Annotated in this window: 16 protein-coding genes, 2 tRNA genes and 1 pseudogene; 12 read left to right on the forward strand and 7 right to left on the reverse strand. The window is 61.5% G+C overall.

Annotated features, from left to right (window positions below; genetic code table 11):
* Positions 1-12: 12 nt before the first annotated feature.
* The 3 genes from AC57B1_RS18575 to ompR all read right to left on the reverse strand — a co-directional run bounded on the left by AC57B1_RS18575 (position 13) and on the right by ompR (position 2932).
* Positions 13-561, reverse strand: coding sequence for a peroxiredoxin (locus AC57B1_RS18575; protein ID WP_091794410.1), 549 nt, complete (start codon positions 559-561; stop codon positions 13-15).
* Positions 562-746: 185 nt separating this feature from the next.
* Positions 747-2096 carry an ATP-binding protein gene (locus AC57B1_RS18580; protein ID WP_007182020.1) on the reverse strand — a complete coding sequence of 450 codons (1350 nt, stop codon included), beginning with the start codon at positions 2094-2096 and terminating at the stop codon, positions 747-749.
* A 101-nt stretch (positions 2097-2197) separates the two neighbouring features.
* Positions 2198-2932, reverse strand: coding sequence for an osmolarity response regulator transcription factor OmpR (gene ompR, locus AC57B1_RS18585; protein WP_006048917.1), 735 nt, complete (start codon positions 2930-2932; stop codon positions 2198-2200).
* Positions 2933-3161: 229 nt separating this feature from the next.
* On the opposite strand from ompR, the gene AC57B1_RS18590 reads away from it, so the two are divergent.
* From AC57B1_RS18590 to AC57B1_RS18600, 3 genes are all read left to right on the forward strand, one after another.
* Positions 3162-3482, forward strand: a complete 321-nt coding sequence (locus AC57B1_RS18590; protein ID WP_408343478.1) for a hypothetical protein — start codon at positions 3162-3164, stop codon at positions 3480-3482.
* Between the two features lie 262 nt (positions 3483-3744).
* Positions 3745-5343, forward strand: a complete 1599-nt coding sequence (locus AC57B1_RS18595) for a DUF1800 domain-containing protein (protein ID WP_496418251.1) — start codon at positions 3745-3747, stop codon at positions 5341-5343.
* Between the two features lie 92 nt (positions 5344-5435).
* Positions 5436-6641: a DUF1501 domain-containing protein gene (locus AC57B1_RS18600; protein ID WP_496418252.1), complete on the forward strand. Its 1206-nt coding sequence runs from the start codon at positions 5436-5438 to the stop codon at positions 6639-6641.
* A 133-nt stretch (positions 6642-6774) separates the two neighbouring features.
* On the opposite strand, the gene AC57B1_RS18605 is transcribed toward AC57B1_RS18600, so the two are convergent.
* Entirely contained in the window at positions 6775-7599 is an 825-nt protein-coding gene (locus AC57B1_RS18605) for a squalene/phytoene synthase family protein (RefSeq protein WP_496418253.1), read from the reverse strand.
* 220 nt (positions 7600-7819) lie between these two features.
* On the opposite strand from AC57B1_RS18605, the gene AC57B1_RS18610 reads away from it, so the two are divergent.
* Positions 7820-7906: transfer RNA gene (locus tag AC57B1_RS18610), tRNA-Leu, on the forward strand.
* Positions 7907-7995: 89 nt separating this feature from the next.
* Here AC57B1_RS18610 and AC57B1_RS18615 read toward each other — a convergent pair.
* Entirely contained in the window at positions 7996-8283 is a 288-nt protein-coding gene (locus tag AC57B1_RS18615) for a hypothetical protein (protein WP_408343485.1), read from the reverse strand.
* A gap of 118 nt (positions 8284-8401) precedes the next feature.
* Between AC57B1_RS18615 and AC57B1_RS18620 the strand changes: the two are divergent.
* Together AC57B1_RS18620 and AC57B1_RS18625 are read left to right on the forward strand one after the other, a co-directional pair.
* Positions 8402-8699, forward strand: a pseudogene (locus AC57B1_RS18620) (DUF2339 domain-containing protein); the annotation flags it as partial.
* The gene (locus tag AC57B1_RS18625) at positions 8696-10156 is read left to right on the forward strand and encodes a DUF3999 domain-containing protein (RefSeq protein ID WP_496418254.1); all 1461 of its coding nucleotides are present in this window, start codon (positions 8696-8698) and stop codon (positions 10154-10156) included. The pseudogene AC57B1_RS18620 and the gene AC57B1_RS18625, both read left to right, overlap by 4 nt.
* A 27-nt stretch (positions 10157-10183) precedes the next feature.
* Here the strand turns inward: AC57B1_RS18625 and AC57B1_RS18630 are convergent, their stop codons facing one another.
* Positions 10184-10636, reverse strand: coding sequence for a MarR family winged helix-turn-helix transcriptional regulator (locus AC57B1_RS18630; protein ID WP_091794395.1), 453 nt, complete (start codon positions 10634-10636; stop codon positions 10184-10186).
* Between the two features lie 62 nt (positions 10637-10698).
* Positions 10699-11844: a glycerate kinase gene (locus AC57B1_RS18635; RefSeq protein ID WP_496418255.1), complete on the reverse strand. Its 1146-nt coding sequence runs from the start codon at positions 11842-11844 to the stop codon at positions 10699-10701.
* A gap of 557 nt (positions 11845-12401) precedes the next feature.
* On the opposite strand from AC57B1_RS18635, the gene tig reads away from it, so the two are divergent.
* The 6 genes from tig to AC57B1_RS18665 all read left to right on the forward strand — a co-directional run bounded on the left by tig (position 12402) and on the right by AC57B1_RS18665 (position 19445).
* A complete protein-coding gene (tig, locus tag AC57B1_RS18640; protein WP_091794390.1) occupies positions 12402-13748 on the forward strand; it encodes a trigger factor in 1347 nt (448 codons plus the stop codon).
* Positions 13749-13938: 190 nt separating this feature from the next.
* The gene (gene clpP / locus AC57B1_RS18645) at positions 13939-14592 is read left to right on the forward strand and encodes an ATP-dependent Clp endopeptidase proteolytic subunit ClpP (protein WP_007182010.1); all 654 of its coding nucleotides are present in this window, start codon (positions 13939-13941) and stop codon (positions 14590-14592) included.
* Positions 14593-14775: 183 nt separating this feature from the next.
* Positions 14776-16047, forward strand: a complete 1272-nt coding sequence (clpX, locus tag AC57B1_RS18650; RefSeq protein WP_007182009.1) for an ATP-dependent Clp protease ATP-binding subunit ClpX — start codon at positions 14776-14778, stop codon at positions 16045-16047.
* Between the two features lie 203 nt (positions 16048-16250).
* Positions 16251-18674 (forward strand): endopeptidase La, encoded by a 2424-nt coding sequence (gene lon / locus AC57B1_RS18655; RefSeq protein WP_091794388.1) that lies wholly within the window; start codon positions 16251-16253, stop codon positions 18672-18674.
* A gap of 342 nt (positions 18675-19016) precedes the next feature.
* Positions 19017-19289 carry an HU family DNA-binding protein gene (locus tag AC57B1_RS18660; protein ID WP_091794386.1) on the forward strand — a complete coding sequence of 91 codons (273 nt, stop codon included), beginning with the start codon at positions 19017-19019 and terminating at the stop codon, positions 19287-19289.
* A gap of 80 nt (positions 19290-19369) precedes the next feature.
* Positions 19370-19445 (forward strand) — tRNA-Val (locus tag AC57B1_RS18665).
* The last annotated feature ends 8 nt before the right edge of the window (positions 19446-19453 follow it).

The raw sequence follows: 19453 nt of genomic DNA on the forward strand, positions 1-19453 counted from the left end.
AGGTAGCACGGTTTAGAGCGTTGCGCCGCCGACTGCGCGGTTGCAAGGACACAGCTCGTCCGTTTGCAGGCCGTCCAGAATACGCAGCACTTCTTCCGGGTTGCGGCCGACGTTCAGGTTATTTACCGAAACGTGCTGGATCGTATTGTCCGGATCGACAATGAAAGTGGCGCGCAGCGCGACGCCTGCTTCCTTGTCACGCACGCCGAGCTGGTCGATCAACTCGCCTTTCACGTCGCCGAACGCGTAATGGTTCAGCTTGTCCAGATCCTTGTGCTCGCGGCGCCAGGCCAGCTTCACGAATTCGTTATCGACGCTGCCGCCCAGCAGCACCGCGTCGCGTTCCTCAAAATCTTTGGCCAGCTTGCCGAACTCGACGATTTCCGTCGGGCACACGAACGTGAAGTCCTTCGGGTAGAAATAAATGATCTTCCACTTGCCCGGGAACGACTGCTCCGTGATGTCTTCGAACGCCGAGACGCCGTTTTCCTCAGGATGGTTGAAGCCCGGCTTTGCAGCAGTGACGGTGAACGCTTCGAGTTTATCGCCAACGGTTTTCATGCGAGTGCTCCTTCGTGTGTTGGAAAAACAGCATGTTGAGGCTACCAGCTCGTGCAGACGAGCGCGTTACACGTGATTCACTATAACTCTATTGATATATTAATCCAATAGTTTTTAACTAACTATCGAAATAGTTGTTATCCAGTGCGGCAGATGGCGGAAAAGGGCGGATGAGGCTATTGCGCTCAGACACCCTTGGCCAGTGGAAACTCGATAGTCACTTCGAGCCCCGGTCCTGGCGTGCGGTTACGCAAGCGCAGCGCGCCGCGGTATCGGCCCACGAGGCGCTGAACGATGGCCATGCCGAGTCCAGTGCCGTTCGCCTGGGTGCGCGCCGAATTCACACGATAGAACGGCCGCGTGACAAGCGCCAGTTGGTCTTCTGGAATGCCCGGCCCTTCATCGACCACGGAAAGTTCGACCCGCGAGTGCGACACCCGCGTCTCGAGAATCACGTGCGGAATGCCGTCGCCGTCGCTCAGGCCGTATTTGCGCGCGTTTTCCAGCAGGTTGCCGACCACGCGCCGCATGTCGGTTTCGTCGGCCTCGATCACCGCCGACGGCGCGAGCCGCGTAATCAGCCGCATGCTGTCTTCGCTCTGCATGCGCGCGGCCAGTTCTCCTGCGATCACGGAAAGGTCGACAGGTTCCGGCACGCGCTGCACCGGCCGCGCGTAATCGAGGAACCGGCCGATGATCATGTCCATCTGCTCGATGTCGTCGACCATTGCGTCTTTGGTGGCCTGATCCGACGGACTCATTTCGGTTTCGAGACGCAGCCGCGCGAGCGGCGTGCGCAGATCGTGCGAGATACCCGCGAGCATCAGCGCGCGGTCGGCCTCGAGCTGTTCGAGGTCCTGCACCATCTGGTTGAAACTGCGATTGGTTTCCGCGGCCACACCCATGCCGCGTTCGGGCAGCGGCTCTGGCGATTGCCCCGAGCCGACTTTGCGAGCGGCCATGGCGAGGCGCGCGAACGGACGATTCACGAGACTCGTGATGAATGCCGCGCCGAACAGCGACAACGCCAGCGCGAACACACCCCAGCCCGCCCACTGCAAGCCGGTGGCGTTGTCGAGCTGATCGCGGTCGAGCGCGACCCAGTAATCGTCGTCGTCGATCTTGAAGCTGATCCACACGCCGGGAATGTCGTTCACGCTTTGCGCGATTACGGTGTCGTCGCCGAGGCGGCCGCGAATGTCGTGTTCGATCAGCCGGTTCAGCGACTCGTCGGGCTGCAGCTTGTACTTGTCGGTGGTTTCGCGCGGGTACACGCGCACGCCCTCATTGCTTTCCAAATCCTGCAGCAGGGCGCGCCGCAGGTCGGGATCGGAATAGAGGAGTGCGGTGCGCGTCAGCTTGACGATCGCGACGAGCTGCAACGCGACGCGCTGCGCGCGCGGCTCGCGTTCGATCACCCGGAAGCTCTGGAACCACGCGGCGAGACTGACTGCGATCAACAGCGCGATCAACAGAAAGGTCCGCCAGAAAAGGCCACCGAACGCGAGCGTCAGGAGGCGCCGGTCGATCCGCATGGGCCCTTCTTATCTGAAATCAAAGCAGGCAATGGCCTTGCATGGGACCAGAGTAAGCGCTGAAGCGCCCACTCTGGTCGACACTGGAGGTGAGAGCAAACTCAGGCTGCACCGTCCGGGATGAACACGTAACCCAGACCCCAAACCGTCTGGATGAAACGCGGGCTGCCCGGATCAGGTTCGATCAGCTTGCGCAGACGCGAAATCTGCACGTCGAGACTGCGGTCGAAGACTTCGTACTCACGGCCGCGTGCGAGCTCCATGAGTTTTTCACGCGACAGCGGCTGACGCGGATGACGCGCGAACACCTTGAGCACCGAGAACTCGCCCGTGGTCAGCGGAATTTCCTGGCCGGCCTTGGTGAGCGTGCGCGTAGCGAGATTCAATGCGAACTCACCGAACTCGAACACCTCGGTGGTTTCGGACGGCGCGCCCGGCAACTCCGAAGGCGACTGGCGGCGCAACACCGCGTGGATCCGCGCAACCAGTTCGCGCGGATTGAACGGCTTGGGCAGATAGTCGTCGGCGCCCATCTCGAGGCCGACGATACGATCGACGTCTTCACCCTTGGCCGTGAGCATGATGATCGGCGTACGGTCGTTGCTGCCGCGCAGACGGCGGCAGATCGACAGACCGTCTTCGCCGGGCAGCATCAGATCGAGCACCAGCAGGTCGAAGCGCTCACGCACCCAGAGCTTGTTCATGGAGGGAGCGTTCTCGGCGACATAGACATTGAAGCCCTGTTCACCGAGGTAGCGGCGCAGCAGATCGCGCAGGCGCGGATCGTCGTCGACGACGAGAATTTTCGAAGGGTTTTTGGTTTCCATGGTCGGCATCTTAGCGCGATTAGAAAGTGGTGCGCGTTTGCATCGTTTTCGGGGTTACAGTCAGTTACAAAATTTACCCGCAGTGTGGCACGACGTAAAGCGGGGGCAGGTAGACTCCTTTACTGAATGCGGCTGTTCGGTGGATACTTCACTCGAATAAAACTCTCGTACCCGGCCCGTTACCGGGGTCTGTATACGCATTTGAGGTAGCCGGTTGCCGCGCCACGAAGGGAACAACATGAAGGGAGGGGTTTGGCCGAATGTGCGCCTCAGCGTGATTGCACTGGCGGTAGCCGGTACGCTTGCAGGCTCACTGGGACCAACGCTCGCCCATGCCCAGCCTTCGGCCGACAGAGCTGCGAGCGAGCGCGCGCCTAAGTCAGGCAGATCCAATCGCCACGATCCTTCGACCGAACGGCCCGCGTCGGATGTGATTTTGCGCACCGCTGTTCCCCCCGATCTCGATCAACGCCGTCGTGATGGTCATATGACGCCCGACGAACGGCGTCTGTTACGGCAGCATATCGAAGACGCTGTCCGCGAACTCTATAAGCGGTAGCTATTTTCGTGCCTGCGTTGGCACGCGCTTCACTCTTCGTCCCGCAACATCTTTCGCGTTCCGCCGTGCGTGAAAAAATTCGTTGCACTTCCCTCGTCAACTTCCCGGCCCGTCTGCCATTGAATCGTCAATGCGAATCGCGCTAAGCATGCATTGCGTGCGCCGCCGCTTGTTCAACGTGTCCCGTCAATCCGGATGATCGATGATGAGATTGCTCACAGGTGGTAATTGCCGCCGCAGGTTGGCAGCATGGGCCACTGCCATGACGGTCCTCGCAATCGGTTTACCGGCTGCGGCCGTGGGTTTGCCGCCCGCCGCCGTGCCGTCGGCAGCGTCGCATGTCGGGCATCGCACTCATCATGCGCCCACTGCCGGCGACAGTGCGGCTTCCGAACGCGAGCAGAGCATTCTCGATGCCGACGACGCGCGCTTCTTTCTGACGCGCGTCGGCTTCGCACCAGATGCCGCCGAGCTCGCGCAATACGTCGGACTCACGCGAGTGCAGGCCGTCGACACAGTGCTCGCGAGCGCCAGAACCGAGGCGGTCACGCCGCTGCCCGACTGGGTCCTCGAGCCGATACCGACACGCGAAACGCGCAAGGCATGGACCGATGATCAGCGTCGCGAAGCGCAGCGATTGCGCGGACAGCGTTACGAACTATTACGCGCATGGTGGGTGCGCGAGATGCTGGCCACACCGTCGCCGCTTACCGAGCGCATGACGCTGTTCTGGCATAACCACTTCACGTCGGGGCAAGACAAGGTCCAGTATCCGCAGCAAATGGCGCTGCAGAACCTGCTGTTGCGCCGAAACGCGCTCGGCAATTTCGGCGAGCTTCTGCACGACGTCGCGAAAGATCCTGCGATGCTGCAGTACCTCGATGGCGCGAGTAATCGCAAGGGCAAGCCCAACGAAAATTTCGCCCGTGAGGTGATGGAGTTATTCACGCTTGGCGAGGGGCATTACTCGCAACGTGACGTGTCCGAGGCGGCGCGCGCTTACACCGGGTGGAGTCTCGATCCCGACACGCAGGCCTACGTGTGGCGCTCCAACCAGCATGACGAAGGTGAGAAGACCGTGCTTGGCAAGACCGGGCCGTTCGATGGCGATCAGGTGCTCGATATTCTGCTGGCGCAGCCAGAGACCTCCACCTTCGTGACCACGAAATTGTGGCGCGAGTTCGTCTCGGATACGCCGGACCCGCAGAGTATCGCGCCGATCGCGGCGCGCTTCCACGCGAGCCGCTACGATATCAAGGTGGCGTTGCGCGGCATTTTCCTGAGCGACGCGTTCTGGGACGACGATCATCGCGGCGTCCTCGTGAAGTCACCTGCGGAGTTCGTGGTCGGCACGCTGCGCGCATTTGACATCGGCTATGAGAATACCGCGCCGTTTGCCGCGCAAATCCGCACGCTCGGCGAAAACCTGTTCTATCCGCCGAACGTCAAAGGATGGCCGGGCGGCACGACATGGATCAACAGTTCCACACTGCTTGCCCGCAAGCAGTTCGTCGAGCAGTTGTTCCGCGCGACCGAGGCCGCGGGTCCGCCGCGTACGGCGAATCTGGCGGGCGTGAGGATCGCGGCAAGCGACACGATGTCCGGCATGCAGACCGCAGCGCCGCTGCAGCGCGCAACGGTGCATGCCGCTCAGGGTGGCAAAGGTGGCGTACGCTTCGACATTGGAACATGGCTCGCGCGTTACAACACCGCACCGACGGCGCGCCCCGGATTGTCGGCCGAGTTGCAGTTGCAACACGCGGTCTTGCCGCTCACGCCGGTGGACGCGATCGAGACCGATTCGACCGCGGGCGCCTATTTGCAAGCATTGCTGATGGACCCGGCGTATCAATTGAAGTGAGCCACTGAAACAGGTACGCGCCAAGCGGTGAAAAAGAATGGGAGTGTCGAAGCCGACATGACCCGCGCCGTGACAATCGAACGAGGTGCAGGATGAAACGACGCAGCTTTCTCTCGATGTGCGCGGCTTCGAGCGTCACGTTCTGGCTGCCACGCGCATACGGCGCGCAGCCGGCCGAACCGTACGCATCGTCGGCGCGCGGCTACGAGAACCTGTTGATCCTCATCGAATTGAAAGGCGGCAACGACGGTTTGAATACCGTGATTCCGTTTGCCGATCCTGCTTACTATCAGTTGCGCAAGAACATCGGCATCAAACGCGACCAGGCGATTCAACTCGACGAGCGCACCGGATTGCATCCGTCTTTGCAACCGCTCATGCCGCTGTGGCGCGACCGGCAACTGGCGATCGTGCAGGGCGTGAGCTATGCCCAGCCCAACCTGTCGCATTTCCGTTCGATCGAGATCTGGGACACCGCGTCGCGTTCCGACCAGTATCTGCGCGAAGGATGGCTCACCCGCGCGTTTGCACAAATGCCGGTGCCCGCCGGGTTCGCCGCCGACGGCGTGGTGATCGGCAGCGCCGAGATGGGGCCGCTCGCGAACGGCGCGCGCGCCATCGCGCTGGTCAATCCGGCGCAGTTCGTGGCGGCTTCGCGGCTCGCCACGCCCGTATCGCTGCACGAGCGCAATCCCGAGCTGGCGCATATTCTCGACGTCGAAAACGACATTGTGAGAGCCGCCGACCGGCTGCGTCCAACGCAAGGGCAGCCTCAGTTGAAAACCGTGTTTCCGGGTGGAGCTTTTGGCAGTTCGATCAAGGCAGCGATGCAAGTGCTCGCGGCCGGCGACGCACCAAAAAACGACCACGGCGTTGCGGTGATCCGCCTGACGCTGAACGGTTTCGATACACACCAGAATCAGCCGGGTCAGCAGGCGGTGCTGCTCAAGCAACTGGCGGAAGGAGTCGCGTCGATGAAATCGGCGCTCGTTGAACTCGGTCGCTGGGACGATACCCTGGTGATGACTTATGCCGAGTTCGGCCGGCGTCCGCGTGAGAACCAGAGCAACGGCACGGACCACGGCACCGTGGCGCCGCATTTTGTCATGGGCGGACGCGTGCGAGGTGGTCTGTACGGCGTGCCGCCGGTGCTGGCGCGGCTCGACGGCAATGGCAACTTGCCGGTCGGTGTCGATTTCCGGCAGCTTTATGCCACGGTGCTCGGGCCGTGGTGGGGGCTCGACGCGCCGGCGATTCTGCAGCAGCGGTTCGAGCCGCTGCCGTTGCTGCGGGTTTGACGGCAGCTTTTGTCGACACCTAGGCAGCGGTTTTTTGCGAACCCGTCTACCGACGTCCTTTTCTAGCGACGCGGTGAGTGAGACGCCGACCGCTTCCGACGCCAGACCGCCGCCAGATCGACGCGCCGCCTGGTCACTTTGCGCGCCACGCGATCCAAAGCTTGCGAATCGGCGTCAATGCGATGCGTTGATGCAGCACGTGATAGCCGTCACGTTCGATTTCATCCAGCAGAGCCAACGCCAAGGCGGCTTGCGCGACGAGTGTGCGTTGCGTGCGGCGCTCGTTGGCGGGCACGGCGCCGAGGGCGCTTTGCAGTGCATCGCGTGCGCGCTTCGTCTCGAAGCGCATCAACTCCGTGAATGCCTCGGTGTATTTCCGATTGATCAGATCCGCGGCGGTCACATTGAAGCGCTGCATTTCGTCGATCGGAATATAGATGCGGCCGTGGCGCGCGTCATGGCCCGTTTCCACGACGAATTGCGCAAGCATTAGCGCCTCGCCGAGCGGTGCGGACCAGTTCGACGCCTGGGCGGCGTCTTTCGCCGTGGCGCGCGCGACCAGCGAGGCGAACGTGCCGCCCACGCCTTGCACATAGCGCCGCAAATTCGGGTAATCGAGGTAACGGGCCTGGTCGAGGTCCATTTCGAACCCCGCGAGCAACGTTTGCAGCGCCGGATACTCGGCTTTCACGTCGGGCAGATGCGCGGCCAGCGCCTTGGACACCGGATGCGACGGCGAACCCGAAGCCAGCGCGGCGATTTCGTTTTGCCACCATGCGAGTTTCGTGCGGCCAATGGCAGGATCGCTCGTCTCCTTGACCGTTTCCTCGAACTCGCGGCGCAGCGCGAACAGCGCGGTCAACAGCGGCTGGCTGGCCGCGGGCGCCTGCCGAAGCGCATAGTAAATGCTCGATCCGGGCGGCGCCGCTTTCTGCTGGCAATATTCTTCGAAATTCACTGGATTGGGAATGTGGGGAAGGGCAGGCGAAGAGGGGGCACGTCGTGCGTGCATCAAGCCAAAAATTGTAGCATCGGCGCCGCTTCGACAGATGCCGGGCAAATGCAGACAAGCGCGAATCAATCGGTTAGAATCTCGCGCTTACGCTTTCGGGCGCGTGTTTCAGACGCGGCTGACAGTATGCAGGACAACGGGCAAACGCATCGCGCATTGCCCGGCTGCGAGGGTGGCGAAATTGGTAGACGCACCAGGTTTAGGTCCTGACGCCCGCAAGGGTGTAGGGGTTCGAGTCCCCTCCCTCGCACCATTTATTCGTAGTGAAAAACCCCGTCAAGTCTTTGGGCTGACGGGGTTTTTTGCTTTTTCGGCAATGCCGCAGGCGCGATTCGGCCGCGCTCAGGCCTCCGGTGTTTGCGCAGGCGCTTGCGCGCCTGGCAGATCCGCTTGTGCGGCGCCTTCGAGAAAGCGACGGGTCGATTCGAACGCCTGCAGCATCTGATCGGGCCACGGCGTTTGCAGCATGACCGCCTGGTGATTTTCGAAGGCCGACGACAATAGTTTCGCGAGCTCAGGCGAGCGAAGATGACGCAGCAGCACGCTGACCGCAATCGCCGTGGCCTGGCTTGCGCCGGCCGTCTGGAGTTCCGAAGCGGTGAGGGCCGCGACCTGTTTGTTGATGTCCACTGCAACTTCCTTGGATGAAATGTGGGAGATTGGAGGCTCGATGGCCGGTGCCGAATTTTGACATGGTTGGCGGCTTATCGTGGCCGCCTGCCGTATGCGCTCGATGCAATGTCACTTCATGCTCGTGCAGGCGTCAATATCGGTATTCTGGACGGTGTGCGCGCTTCGCCGTGACGATCTGGGCGAAGCGCCGGGTGAGCCGGGTGAGCCTGTTGAGCCGGCTGTTCTGGCTCATTGGCGCCGCGCTGCTCGCGGCGACTTTGCTCAAGCGGGTTCTGTTCGACCTGTCCCACGTGACGGAAATCGGGAGGACCGCATCGTTTATCGGCATCGGGTCGATGGTGCTGTTGATCGGCTTCATCGGCTTCTTCTCGCCGTTGCTGCCCAAGGCTATGGTCCTGGAAACTGAACAATGAAACATGTCTTCGCATTGACTGGCTGGGGTGTTGCGATCGTCGCGGCATGGACGTGCGCGCCCGCATTTGCGGCAGATGATTTCGCACAACGCTTTGCGCTCCAACTCGACGAGGGCGCCGCGCATTACAGCATGACGTTGCCGGCAGCCGTCTACGCGGCAAGCCAGCGCAGCGATCTGGGTGACGTGCGCATCTTCAACGGTGCGGGCGAGCCGGTGCCGTACTCGCTCGACGCGCCTCGCGAACCCGCTCGCACGCCGCCCACGCTGCGTCCGGCGCGTTGGTTTCCGTTGCCGTCCACGGCCGCCAAAAGCGCTGGCGCGCCGCTCGGAGTGACGATTGCCGGCGATGGTTCGTTGCGCGCAACGTCGGCGCCGCCGTCCCGCGCGCAGCACGACACCGACCTGATCGATACCGGGCGCGTGTCGCGCACGAGCCGCGTGAGCGCGTTGCTCGTGCATCTGCGCGACGACAATTACCAGGGGCGCGTGAGCGTCGAAGCCAGTGACGATTTGCGTCACTGGCAGCCCGCGGGCGACGCACAACTCCTCAAGGTCAGCTACAACGGCAGCACACTGAGTCAGGACCGGATCGAACTGGGCGGCACACCTGCGCGGTACCTGCGAATGCGCTGGCTCGACGGCGCGCCGTACGTCGACTCGATGGAGATGGAGGTGCAGGCGCTTGCCGTCGAGCCCGTGCAACGCGCGGAGCGGGCGTGGCGCGAAGGCATCGTCGCCCACGCGGGCGTGAAACCCGGCGAGTACTTCTTCAACACCGGCGGCCCGTATCCCGTCGACCGGCTGCGGCTGAATCTGCCTCAGCCGAATACCGTCGCGCCTGCCGTCGTCTATTCACGCTCGGGGCTGGAGGCGCCGTGGCGCGAAGTCGCCGGTGCGATGTTGTTCCGCTTGCACAACGGCGCGGTGGAGCAGAGCAATCCTTCACTCGAATTGACGCCCGACGCGGATCGGCAATGGCGTGTGGTGGTCGACACGCGCAACGGTGGGCTTGGCAGCGGAGTGCTTACTATTGCCGCGGGCTGGCGTCCGGCCACGCTGACTTTCGCCGCGCGTGGCGCCGCGCCGTTCACGCTGGCCGTGGGGAGCGCGGCAACGGCATCCGCAGCGGTGAGCCGGAGCGAGTTGTTGATGGGCGCCTCAGCAGTGCCCGCGACGGCCCGTCTGGGTGACGCGCTATCTGCGGAGCAGGTGGCGAGCGCGCAGGCCGCGAGCCACGATCCGGATGCGATGCGCCGCTATTTGGTGTGGGCGGCGCTGCTGCTGGCCGTCGGTTCGCTCGGGGCGATCGCCTGGCGACTCGCGCGCCGCGCTCAGGTTCGAGCGGGCGTTGCGTCTGGTGGCGTGTCTGGCGGGTCCACAGGGTCCGGCGTGGCGAGCGCGACGACTCACGATGCCGCCACGGGCGACACGAACGGGCAAGGCGGCAACGGCTGAACTCGGCGCGCGCCTTTGCCGCGCCGGTCACTCTTCCTCGCGCGCGGTCATTGTGCCGATGATCTTGTCGAGCGCGTGGCCGAACGCGAGTTGTTCCTGCTCGTCGAGGCAGCCGAACATGTCGCCGTTCCACTTGCGCGCGATCGGCATCACCTTGCGATACAACGCGCGGCCCTCGGGCGTGAGGGAGACCAGCACGACACGGCCGTCTTCGGCGCTCGCTTCGCGCTTCACGAGTCCTTGTTTGATCAATGCTTCAGCGGCGCGGCTTGCCTGGCTTTTGTCGAGATTGGCATGCCTTGCCAGTTCCATGATCGAGAACGGGCCGAACGATCCCACCGACGCAATCACCCGCGCCTCGGGCAACGTGACGCCGAGCTTGTCCTGATAGCGTTCGCTGATGCCGCGCTCGGCGAGTTTGTTGAGAACATGCAGACGGTACGTGAGGAATTGTTCGAGCCCGGCTTTGGGTGCCTTCATGGTCTTCCCGTAGTGAGTGAGCGGTCGCGGCGCTGTGATTGTTGCCGCAACCGTCCTGCCGGTCAACGCGTGCCGTACTTCAGGCGCGTCAACTGTTCGGCTTCGTCCGCCAGAAGGCGTGCCGCGTCGCGAATCGCGACCTCGAGCGTGATCGGCCCGGGTGCCGGCGAGAAGCACCCGCTGAAATATTCGGCAAGGCGCGGCAAGGCCGCGGAGTCGACCCCGCCCGAGAGCAGCGTGGCCGGCACGCCCGCTGCCTGCGCATGACGGCACGCGATGAAGGGCGCTTTGCCGTGCAGCGTTTGCACGTCCGAGCGGCCTTCGCCGGTGATCAGCCAGTTCGCGCCTTCGAGCGCGGCGTCCAGACCGATTTGCCGCGCGACGGTTTCCGCGCCCGGTTCGAACTGCGCGCCGAGCATATGCAGCGCGAAGCCGAGGCCGCCGGCCGCGCCCGCGCCAGGCTGGTCGCGCGCCGTGCGGCCGAGCGCCGGTTCGAGCAGATCGGCGAAGCGGGCAAGCGCTGCGTCGATTGAAGCAATCTGCTCGGGTTTCACGCCCTTTTGCGGACCGAACACCGCGGTTGCGCCGTGGTCGCCAGTAAGCGGATTGTCGACGTCCGACATGCCGACGAACAGCGTGTTCGCCAGGCGCGCGTCGAGTTGCGACACGTCCACTCGCGCAAGCCGCGCGAGTTGTTCAGGCGTGGCGTCGAGTTCCTTGTCCTGCGCGTCGAACAGTTTGAGCCCGAGGCCCGCCAGCAGGCCCGCGCCGCCGTCGTTCGTGCTGCTGCCGCCAAGCGCGACGAAAAAGCGCCGCACGCCGGCGTCCATCAGCGCGCGAATCGCTTCGCCCATGCCGCGTGTGCTGCGCGCCTCGACGGGCACGCCCATTCCCACCGGATCCGTAATGCCGACGATCTCCGCCGTTTCGATGATCGCGCTGCCGTCCGCAAGGAGGCCCGTGAGCGCTTCGCGCACCGGACCGGCCGCACCGCGCACGATTAGCTTGCGGCGCTCGCCGCCGCTCGTGAGCATGGCGTCGAGCGTACCTTCGCCGCCGTCGGCCATCGGGCAGATGCGCACGCTCGCGTCGGGGCGGGCGCGCTGGATGCCCGACGCGATTGCTTGGGCGACCTGTTCCGCGCTAAGCGAGCCTTTGAAGGAATCGGGAGCAATGACGACGACGGGCGAGGACGGCGAATTCGGCATGGTGTCTCTGAATGGTTGGAGTCGTTGCGAGGGCGGGTGAAATGACGATGCGGGCGCAGCCCCGAGCGCGTCCATTAGCTTATCAGCATGGGCGCGCTGACTGAATATGTCGAACGGCATAGCGGGCATCGTCGGCGGCGGCGCGCGCTACCACGCGGCGCATCAGTCCGGCGACGCTGAATGATCGATGTGAAGTGGCGCAAAGCGCCCGGCTTGCGCGTGAGAGCAGGTGGCGCAGGGGCGGCGGCACGCCGCCGGGGGCGCACCGGAACGGGGCGGAAACTGGCATCAAACAGATCGGAAAGCGGCCGGAAACCGATCAAAATCCCGATAAAAAAGCGCGCATTCATCGAATCCCGGCTAGTCGCGCAAATAGTTTGCTAAAATATTCGGCTCTTTGGACCCAACCGTGCTGCCGGTGGCCTGCAAGCCCGCGGCGCAGGCGCGCAATCGATGCTAAAGACGTGATCGCCACACTGCGCGACACCGCGCAGCATCGAAAAGCGGCACGGAGAAGATAACTGATTCGCTCGAATAATTTTAGGACGATTGAAGCCATGGCTAACGTTGTTGAAAACCTCGGCAAGCTCGAACGCCGCGTCACGATTTCCCTGCCGAAGGACGCCGTGCAGAAGGAAGTGGACTCGCGTATCCGTCAACTCGCGAAGAACGTGCGCATGCCGGGTTTCCGCCCGGGCAAGGTGCCGCTCAAGATGGTGACGCAACAGTATTCGGGCCAGGTGGAAGCCGAAGTGCTGAGCGACAAGGTCGGCAAGGAATTCTTCGACATCAGCCGCGCCGAAAACCTGCGCGTCGCTGGTCAGCCGAGCTTCGCGCCGAAGACAGACGCCACTGAAGGCGACTACGCGTTCGACGCGACCTTCGAGGTGTATCCGGAAGTGAAGCTGGGCGACGTCGCCACGGCGGAAATCGAGCGCACCACGACCACGATCAGCGAAGCGGAAATCGACCGCACGCTGGAGATCCTGCGCAAGCAGCGCGTGCACTTCCACGCTCGCGGTGAATCCGGCGAGCACGGTGACGGCGGCGCGGACACGGCAGCCAAAGAAGGCGATCGCGTGACGGTCGACTTCGTCGGCAAGATCGACGGTGAAGTGTTCCAGGGCGGCAGCGCTGAGGACTTCGCGTTCGTGCTGGGCGAAGGCCGCATGCTGCCGGAATTCGAAAAGGCAGCCACTGGCCTGAAGGTCGGCGAAGCGAAGGAATTCGACCTGGCTTTCCCCGAGGACTATCACGGCAAGGAAGTCGCCGGCAAGACCGCGCAATTCACGATCACGATGAAGAAGATCGAGTGGCCGCATCTGCCGGAAATCGACGGCGAATTCGCCAAGTCGCTCGGTATCGAAGACGGCGACCTGACCAAGATGCGCGCTGAGATCAAAGACAATCTCGAACGTGAAGCGAAGCGCCGCACGCAAGCCATCGTCAAGAACCAGGTGATGGATGCGCTCTTGAAGATTTCGGAACTCGACGTACCGAACGCGCTGATCGAGCAGGATCAGGAGCGCCTCGTCGCGATGGCGCGTCAGGATCTGGAGCAACGTGGCGTGCCGAACGCCAAAGACGCACCGATTCCGGCTGCCATGTTCAAGGAACAGGCTGAGCGCCGTGTCAAGCTGGGCCTCGTGCTGGCCGAGCTGGTCAAGGCCAATGAACTGCAAGCCAAGCCGGAGCAGATTCGTGCCGAAGTGGACGAATTCGCGAAAAGCTATGAAGACCCGAAGGAAGTCGTCCGCTGGTATTATTCCAACCAGCAACGCCTTGCCGAAATGGAAGCGTACGTCGTTGAAGCCAACGTCGTCGATTTCGTCCTTGGCAAGGCCAAGGTGACGGACAAGGAAGTGAGCTTCGAAGAACTGGCAAGCGCAACGGCGCAAGCGTAAGCGTCGCTGCAACGGCGTGCCGGCTGTCGGAGCGACGGCCCGCACGCCGTTTTTTTGTGCTGCAAAAGTGTGGAGCGTTGTGCGAGGCACAGGCATTCCGCTCGCACTGATCGCGCACTTGAATACGGGGTCGTCGACCACACCTGTCTAGCATCTAATATTCAGAATATTTCAGACAAGGATCCACTGCATGACCTTTCGCGCTCAAATGCTGGACACGTTGACCTCCCAGTCGTCGCGGGATCTCGAAGCGCAGGCGCTCGGTCTGGTGCCGATCGTCGTGGAGACGAGCGGCCGGGGCGAACGCTCGTATGACATTTATTCGCGTCTGCTGAAGGAACGCATTGTGTTCCTGGTCGGCGAAGTGAACGATCAGACGGCTAATCTCGTGGTTGCGCAGATGCTGTTCCTTGAAAGTGAGAACCCGGACAAGGACATCAGTTTCTATATCAACAGCCCGGGTGGTTCGGTTTCTGCCGGTATGGCGATTTACGATACGATGCAGTTCATCAAGCCGGACGTCTCCACGCTGTGCATGGGTCTCGCTGCCAGTATGGGCGCGTTCCTGCTGGCAGCAGGCGCGAAGGGCAAGCGCTTTGCTCTGCCGAATTCGCGGGTGATGATTCACCAGCCGCTCGGCGGTGCTCGCGGTCAGGCGTCAGACATTGAAATTCAGGCGCGCGAAATCCTGTATTTGAAGGAGCGGCTGAATCATCTGCTGGCGCATCACACCGGCCAACCGGTCGAACGTATTGCACGCGACACCGATCGCGACAACTTCATGTCCGGCGACGACGCGCAAGCTTACGGTCTGGTTGACCAGGTGGCGCACAAGCGTCCTTGATCTGGTGCGGTTTTGCCCTGAATTGGGGCAAAACCGTTACACGATCTATTGTGAAACAATCAAGACTCGTTTGAGCGCCTGCGGCAAACGCCGTCACCTTGGCTCAGTCCCTGCCGCGCCCAAACTGCGAGGCGGGGGCAAACGGCGTATTATGTAATCGAGTGTCCGGAGGCTCACACATCTATGGCGGACAAGAAAGGTTCTAACAGCGAAAAGCTGTTGTATTGCTCGTTTTGCGGCAAGAGCCAGCATGAAGTCAAAAAGCTGATTGCCGGCCCGTCGGTGTTCATCTGCGATGAATGCATCGACCTGTGCAACGAAATCATCCGCGATGAGGCTGCAGGTGCGGGCATCGAGGCGGGCTTGTCCAAGTCCGATCTGCCGAGTCCGCAGGAAATCCGTGAAATCCTCGATCAGTATGTGATTGGTCAGGAGCGCGCGAAGAAAATTCTCGCCGTGGCGGTGTACAACCACTACAAGCGCCTGAAGCATCTCGACAAGAAGGATGAGATCGAGCTGTCCAAGAGCAACATTCTGCTGATCGGCCCGACCGGTTCCGGCAAGACATTGCTTGCGCAGACGCTCGCGCGCCTTCTGAACGTTCCGTTCGTGATTGCCGACGCAACCACGCTGACGGAAGCCGGCTACGTCGGTGAAGACGTCGAGAACATCATTCAGAAGCTGCTGCAAAACTGCAATTATGAAGTCGACAAGGCCCAGCGCGGCATTGTCTACATCGACGAAATCGACAAGATCAGCCGCAAGTCCGACAACCCGTCGATCACCCGCGACGTTTCGGGTGAGGGCGTGCAGCAGGCGCTGCTGAAGCTGGTTGAAGGGACGATGGCGTCGGTGCCGCCGCAGGGCGGGCGTAAGCATCCGAATCAGGACTTCATCCAGGTCGATACCACCAATATTCTGTTTATTTGCGGTGGCGCTTTCGACGGCCTCGAAAAGGTCATCGTCGATCGTACCGAGAAGACCGGCATTGGCTTCGGCGCAAGCGTAAAGAGCAAGCAGGACCGCGACGCTGGCGAAGTGCTGCGCGAAGTGGAACCGGAAGATCTGATCAAATTCGGCCTGATTCCCGAACTGATCGGCCGTCTGCCGGTGGTCGCCACGCTCGGCAAGCTAGACGAAGTCGCGTTGATGAAAATTCTCGTCGAACCGAAGAACGCTCTGGTGAAGCAGTACCACAAGCTGTTCAATATGGAACGCGTCGAGCTAGAAATTCGCCCGGCGGCGTTGCAAGCTGTGGCGCGTAAGGCAATTCGTCGCAAGACGGGTGCTCGTGGTCTGCGCTCCATCCTGGAACAGGCGTTGCTTGATGTGATGTACGACCTGCCGCAGATGAAAGGCGTTAGCAAGGTCATCATCGACGACAACGTTATTGACGGCGACGGCAAACCTCTGTTGATCTACGAAGACGCGCCCAAGGTCGCGGGTTCGAACTGATCGGCTTTCGGGTTCTTGCAAAAAAAGCCGTTCATGGCAACGTGAACGGCTTTTTTCGTTTATCGTGTGGTCAGGATGGTTGTTTTCACTATGGAGTCACTGAACCTTCGGAGTCACTGAACTTTTCCCACACGCGGAGGCTTGCAATCTTTTCTGCTGGCCTCACCTATCGAACGAACTGATTCCACTCATGGGGAAATGAAATGTCAGGAACCCAACTCCTTCCGCCGGAACGCATTACGCTCCCGCTGCTCCCGCTGCGTGACGTAGTCGTCTTCCCGCACATGGTGATTCCGCTCTTCGTAGGCCGCCCGAAGTCGATCAAGGCTCTCGAAGCAGCGATGGAAGGCGGCAAGCACATCATGCTCGTCGCCCAAAAAACGGCTGCGAAAGATGAGCCGACCGAAAAGGACATGTACGAAGTAGGGTGCGTTGCTAACATCCTGCAAATGCTCAAGCTGCCCGATGGCACCGTCAAGGTGCTGGTCGAAGGCTTGCAGCGCGCGAAAACGCTTTCCATCGAAGAACAGGAAACGCAGTTCTCGTGCGAAGTCATGCCGCTCGAACCCGACCACGCCGACAGCGCTGAAACCGAAGCGCTGCGCCGCGCGATCGTGTCGCAGTTCGACCAGTATGTGAAGCTGAACAAGAAGATCCCGCCGGAGATCCTGACATCGCTGTCGGGTATCGACGAAGCCGGTCGTCTGGCCGACACGATCGCGGCGCATCTGCCGCTCAAGCTCGACCAGAAGCAGCACATCCTCGAAATGTTCCCGGTCATCGAGCGCCTCGAGCATCTGCTCGCGCAACTCGAAGCCGAGATCGACATCCTGCAGGTTGAAAAGCGCATCCGTGGACGTGTCAAACGCCAGATGGAGAAGAGCCAGCGCGAGTACTACCTGAACGAACAGGTCAAGGCGATCCAGAAGGAACTCGGCGAAGGCGAAGAAGGTGCGGACCTCGAAGAACTCGAGAAGCGCATCACGGCTGCCCGCATGCCGAAGGAAGCCAAGAAGAAGGCCGACGCCGAGCTGAAAAAGCTCAAGCTTATGTCGCCGATGTCGGCTGAAGCGACCGTCGTGCGTAACTACATCGACACGCTGATCGGCCTGCCGTGGCGCAAGAAGAGCAAGGTCAACAACGACCTCTCGAATGCGGAGCGCGTGCTCGACGAAGACCACTTCGGTCTCGAGAAAGTGAAGGAACGCATTCTCGAGTATCTCGCGGTCCAGCAACGTGTCGACAAGGTTAAAGCGCCGATCCTGTGCCTCGTTGGGCCTCCGGGTGTCGGTAAGACGTCGCTGGGTCAGTCGATCGCTCGCGCCACGAACCGCAAGTTCGTGCGTATGGCGCTCGGCGGCGTGCGCGACGAAGCCGAGATTCGCGGCCACCGTCGTACGTACATTGGGTCTATGCCCGGCAAGATTCTGCAAAGCCTGACGAAGGTCGGCGTGCGCAATCCGCTCTTCCTGCTCGACGAAGTCGACAAGATGGGTCAGGATTTCCGCGGCGATCCGTCGTCGGCTCTGCTGGAAGTGCTCGATCCGGAACAGAACCATACGTTCGCCGACCACTACGTCGAAGTGGACTTCGATCTGTCGGACGTGATGTTCGTGGCGACGTCGAACTCGCTGAACATTCCGCCGCCGTTGCTCGACCGGATGGAAGTGATCCGTCTGTCGGGTTATACGGAAGACGAGAAGGTCAGCATCGCGCAACGTTATCTTTTGCCCAAGCAGAAGAAGAACAACGGCCTCAAGGACGGCGAGGTCGATGTGACGGAAACCGCGATCCGCGACATCATTCGTTATTACACGCGTGAAGCGGGCGTACGTTCGCTCGAGCGTGAAATTTCGAAGATCTGCCGCAAGGTCGTGAAGATGCTTCTGCTGAAGAAGGCGGAAGGCGCGGTGAAGGTGGACGGCAGCAACCTCGACACGTTCCTCGGCGTGCGCAAGTATGACTTCGGTCTGGCTGCGAAGGAAAATCAGGTTGGCCAGGTTACGGGTCTTGCGTGGACGGAAGTGGGTGGCGATCTGCTGACCATTGAAGCCGCGGTGATGCCGGGTAAGGGCAATGTGATCCGCACGGGTTCGCTGGGCGACGTGATGAAGGAATCCGTCGAAGCGGCACGCTCGGTGGTTCGTTCGCGCTCGCGTCGTCTCGGTATCAAGGACGAAGCGTTCGAGAAGCAGGACATTCACATCCACGTACCGGAAGGTGCGACGCCGAAAGACGGTCCGTCTGCCGGTATCGCGATGACGACCGCGCTGGTGTCGGTGTTGACCGGTATTCCGGTGCGTGCCGATGTCGCAATGACGGGCGAAATCACGCTGCGTGGCGAAGTTCTGCCGATCGGCGGCCTGAAGGAAAAACTGCTGGCGGCGCATCGCGGTGGTATCAAGCTGGTGCTGATTCCGGAAGAAAACGTCAAGGATCTGACGGAGATTCCGGACAACGTGAAAAACGCGATCGAAATCGTGCCGGTCCGGTGGATCGACAAGGTGCTCGAACTTGCGCTCGAACGTGTGCCGTCGGCGTTGCCGGATGAAGAGCCGAAGCCTGCTGCGCCGGTTGCAGCGGAACCTGGCAAAGACGCCGCAGCAACCGAAGTCGTTAAGCACTAACGCAGCCGGCAACGAAGCTGCTAGCTGGAACAAAACCCGCGGTCACGGCCGCGGGTTTTTTTTATTGTTCGCTCAATGCCGGCCAGTAGTGTCGTGAGACACGTTTTCCCATCTATTGAGCAAAGCCTTGATGCGTCGGCCGATTGGTTGTGTGCGCATCGAATTGCGGCAACATCCGGTTATGAAAAGCCCGCTCGAAAACCACTCGAATCAGGCTCAACCCCGCTTGACACAAGGGTTTCGGCCCATTCTAATGATTGCGCCCGGCGTTGGCCGCCGGCCGCGTGATATCAGGCGCTATAGAGCGCCGTCACGATCGCCATAACATTCTCGGGGGTTGGGATGAATAAGACGGAATTGATCGATCACATTGCACAGGAAGCCGACATTTCGAAGGCAGCGGCGGGCCGTGCACTTGATGCGGTGATCGGTGGTGTCAAAGGTACGTTGAAGAAGGGCGGTTCGGTCACGCTGGTCGGTTTCGGCACGTTCGCGGTCGGCAAGCGTACCGCGCGCACCGGGCGCAATCCGCGCACCGGCGCCGCCATCAAAATCAAGGCAGCAAAGGTTCCTAAATTTAGGCCTGGCAAAGCTCTGAAGGATGCGCTAAACTAATGGGCTCGCTGCTTGAGGGACGTCGGTAGATAGAAGTCAGTAGGCGGAAGTCACGCAGCGGCAGCACTGAATCGTGAAACGGGTGCTTAGCTCAGTTGGTAGAGCGGCGCCCTTACAAGGCGTAGGTCGGGAGTTCGAGCCTCTCAGCACCCACCAGTTTCAGA

It is taken from the genome of Paraburkholderia sp. BGA-UO-ETr-F21 (assembly GCF_059567925.1).

Excerpts from the sequence above, each read along its gene's own strand:
- clpP (WP_007182010.1), top strand. The coding sequence starts at position 13,939 with ATGACCTTTCGCGCTCAAATGCTGGACACGTTGACCTCCCAGTCGTCG.
- ompR (WP_006048917.1), bottom strand. The coding sequence starts at position 2,932 with ATGCCGACCATGGAAACCAAAAACCCTTCGAAAATTCTCGTCGTCGAC.
- AC57B1_RS18625 (WP_496418254.1), top strand. The coding sequence starts at position 8,696 with ATGAAACATGTCTTCGCATTGACTGGCTGGGGTGTTGCGATCGTCGCG.
- AC57B1_RS18600 (WP_496418252.1), top strand. The coding sequence starts at position 5,436 with ATGAAACGACGCAGCTTTCTCTCGATGTGCGCGGCTTCGAGCGTCACG.
- AC57B1_RS18630 (WP_091794395.1), bottom strand. The coding sequence starts at position 10,636 with ATGAAGGCACCCAAAGCCGGGCTCGAACAATTCCTCACGTACCGTCTG.
- AC57B1_RS18580 (WP_007182020.1), bottom strand. The coding sequence starts at position 2,096 with ATGCGGATCGACCGGCGCCTCCTGACGCTCGCGTTCGGTGGCCTTTTC.
- AC57B1_RS18590 (WP_408343478.1), top strand. The coding sequence starts at position 3,162 with ATGAAGGGAGGGGTTTGGCCGAATGTGCGCCTCAGCGTGATTGCACTG.
- AC57B1_RS18575 (WP_091794410.1), bottom strand. The coding sequence starts at position 561 with ATGAAAACCGTTGGCGATAAACTCGAAGCGTTCACCGTCACTGCTGCA.
- AC57B1_RS18660 (WP_091794386.1), top strand. The coding sequence starts at position 19,017 with ATGAATAAGACGGAATTGATCGATCACATTGCACAGGAAGCCGACATT.
- tig (WP_091794390.1), top strand. The coding sequence starts at position 12,402 with ATGGCTAACGTTGTTGAAAACCTCGGCAAGCTCGAACGCCGCGTCACG.
- AC57B1_RS18635 (WP_496418255.1), bottom strand. The coding sequence starts at position 11,844 with ATGCCGAATTCGCCGTCCTCGCCCGTCGTCGTCATTGCTCCCGATTCC.
- lon (WP_091794388.1), top strand. The coding sequence starts at position 16,251 with ATGTCAGGAACCCAACTCCTTCCGCCGGAACGCATTACGCTCCCGCTG.
- clpX (WP_007182009.1), top strand. The coding sequence starts at position 14,776 with ATGGCGGACAAGAAAGGTTCTAACAGCGAAAAGCTGTTGTATTGCTCG.
- AC57B1_RS18595 (WP_496418251.1), top strand. The coding sequence starts at position 3,745 with ATGACGGTCCTCGCAATCGGTTTACCGGCTGCGGCCGTGGGTTTGCCG.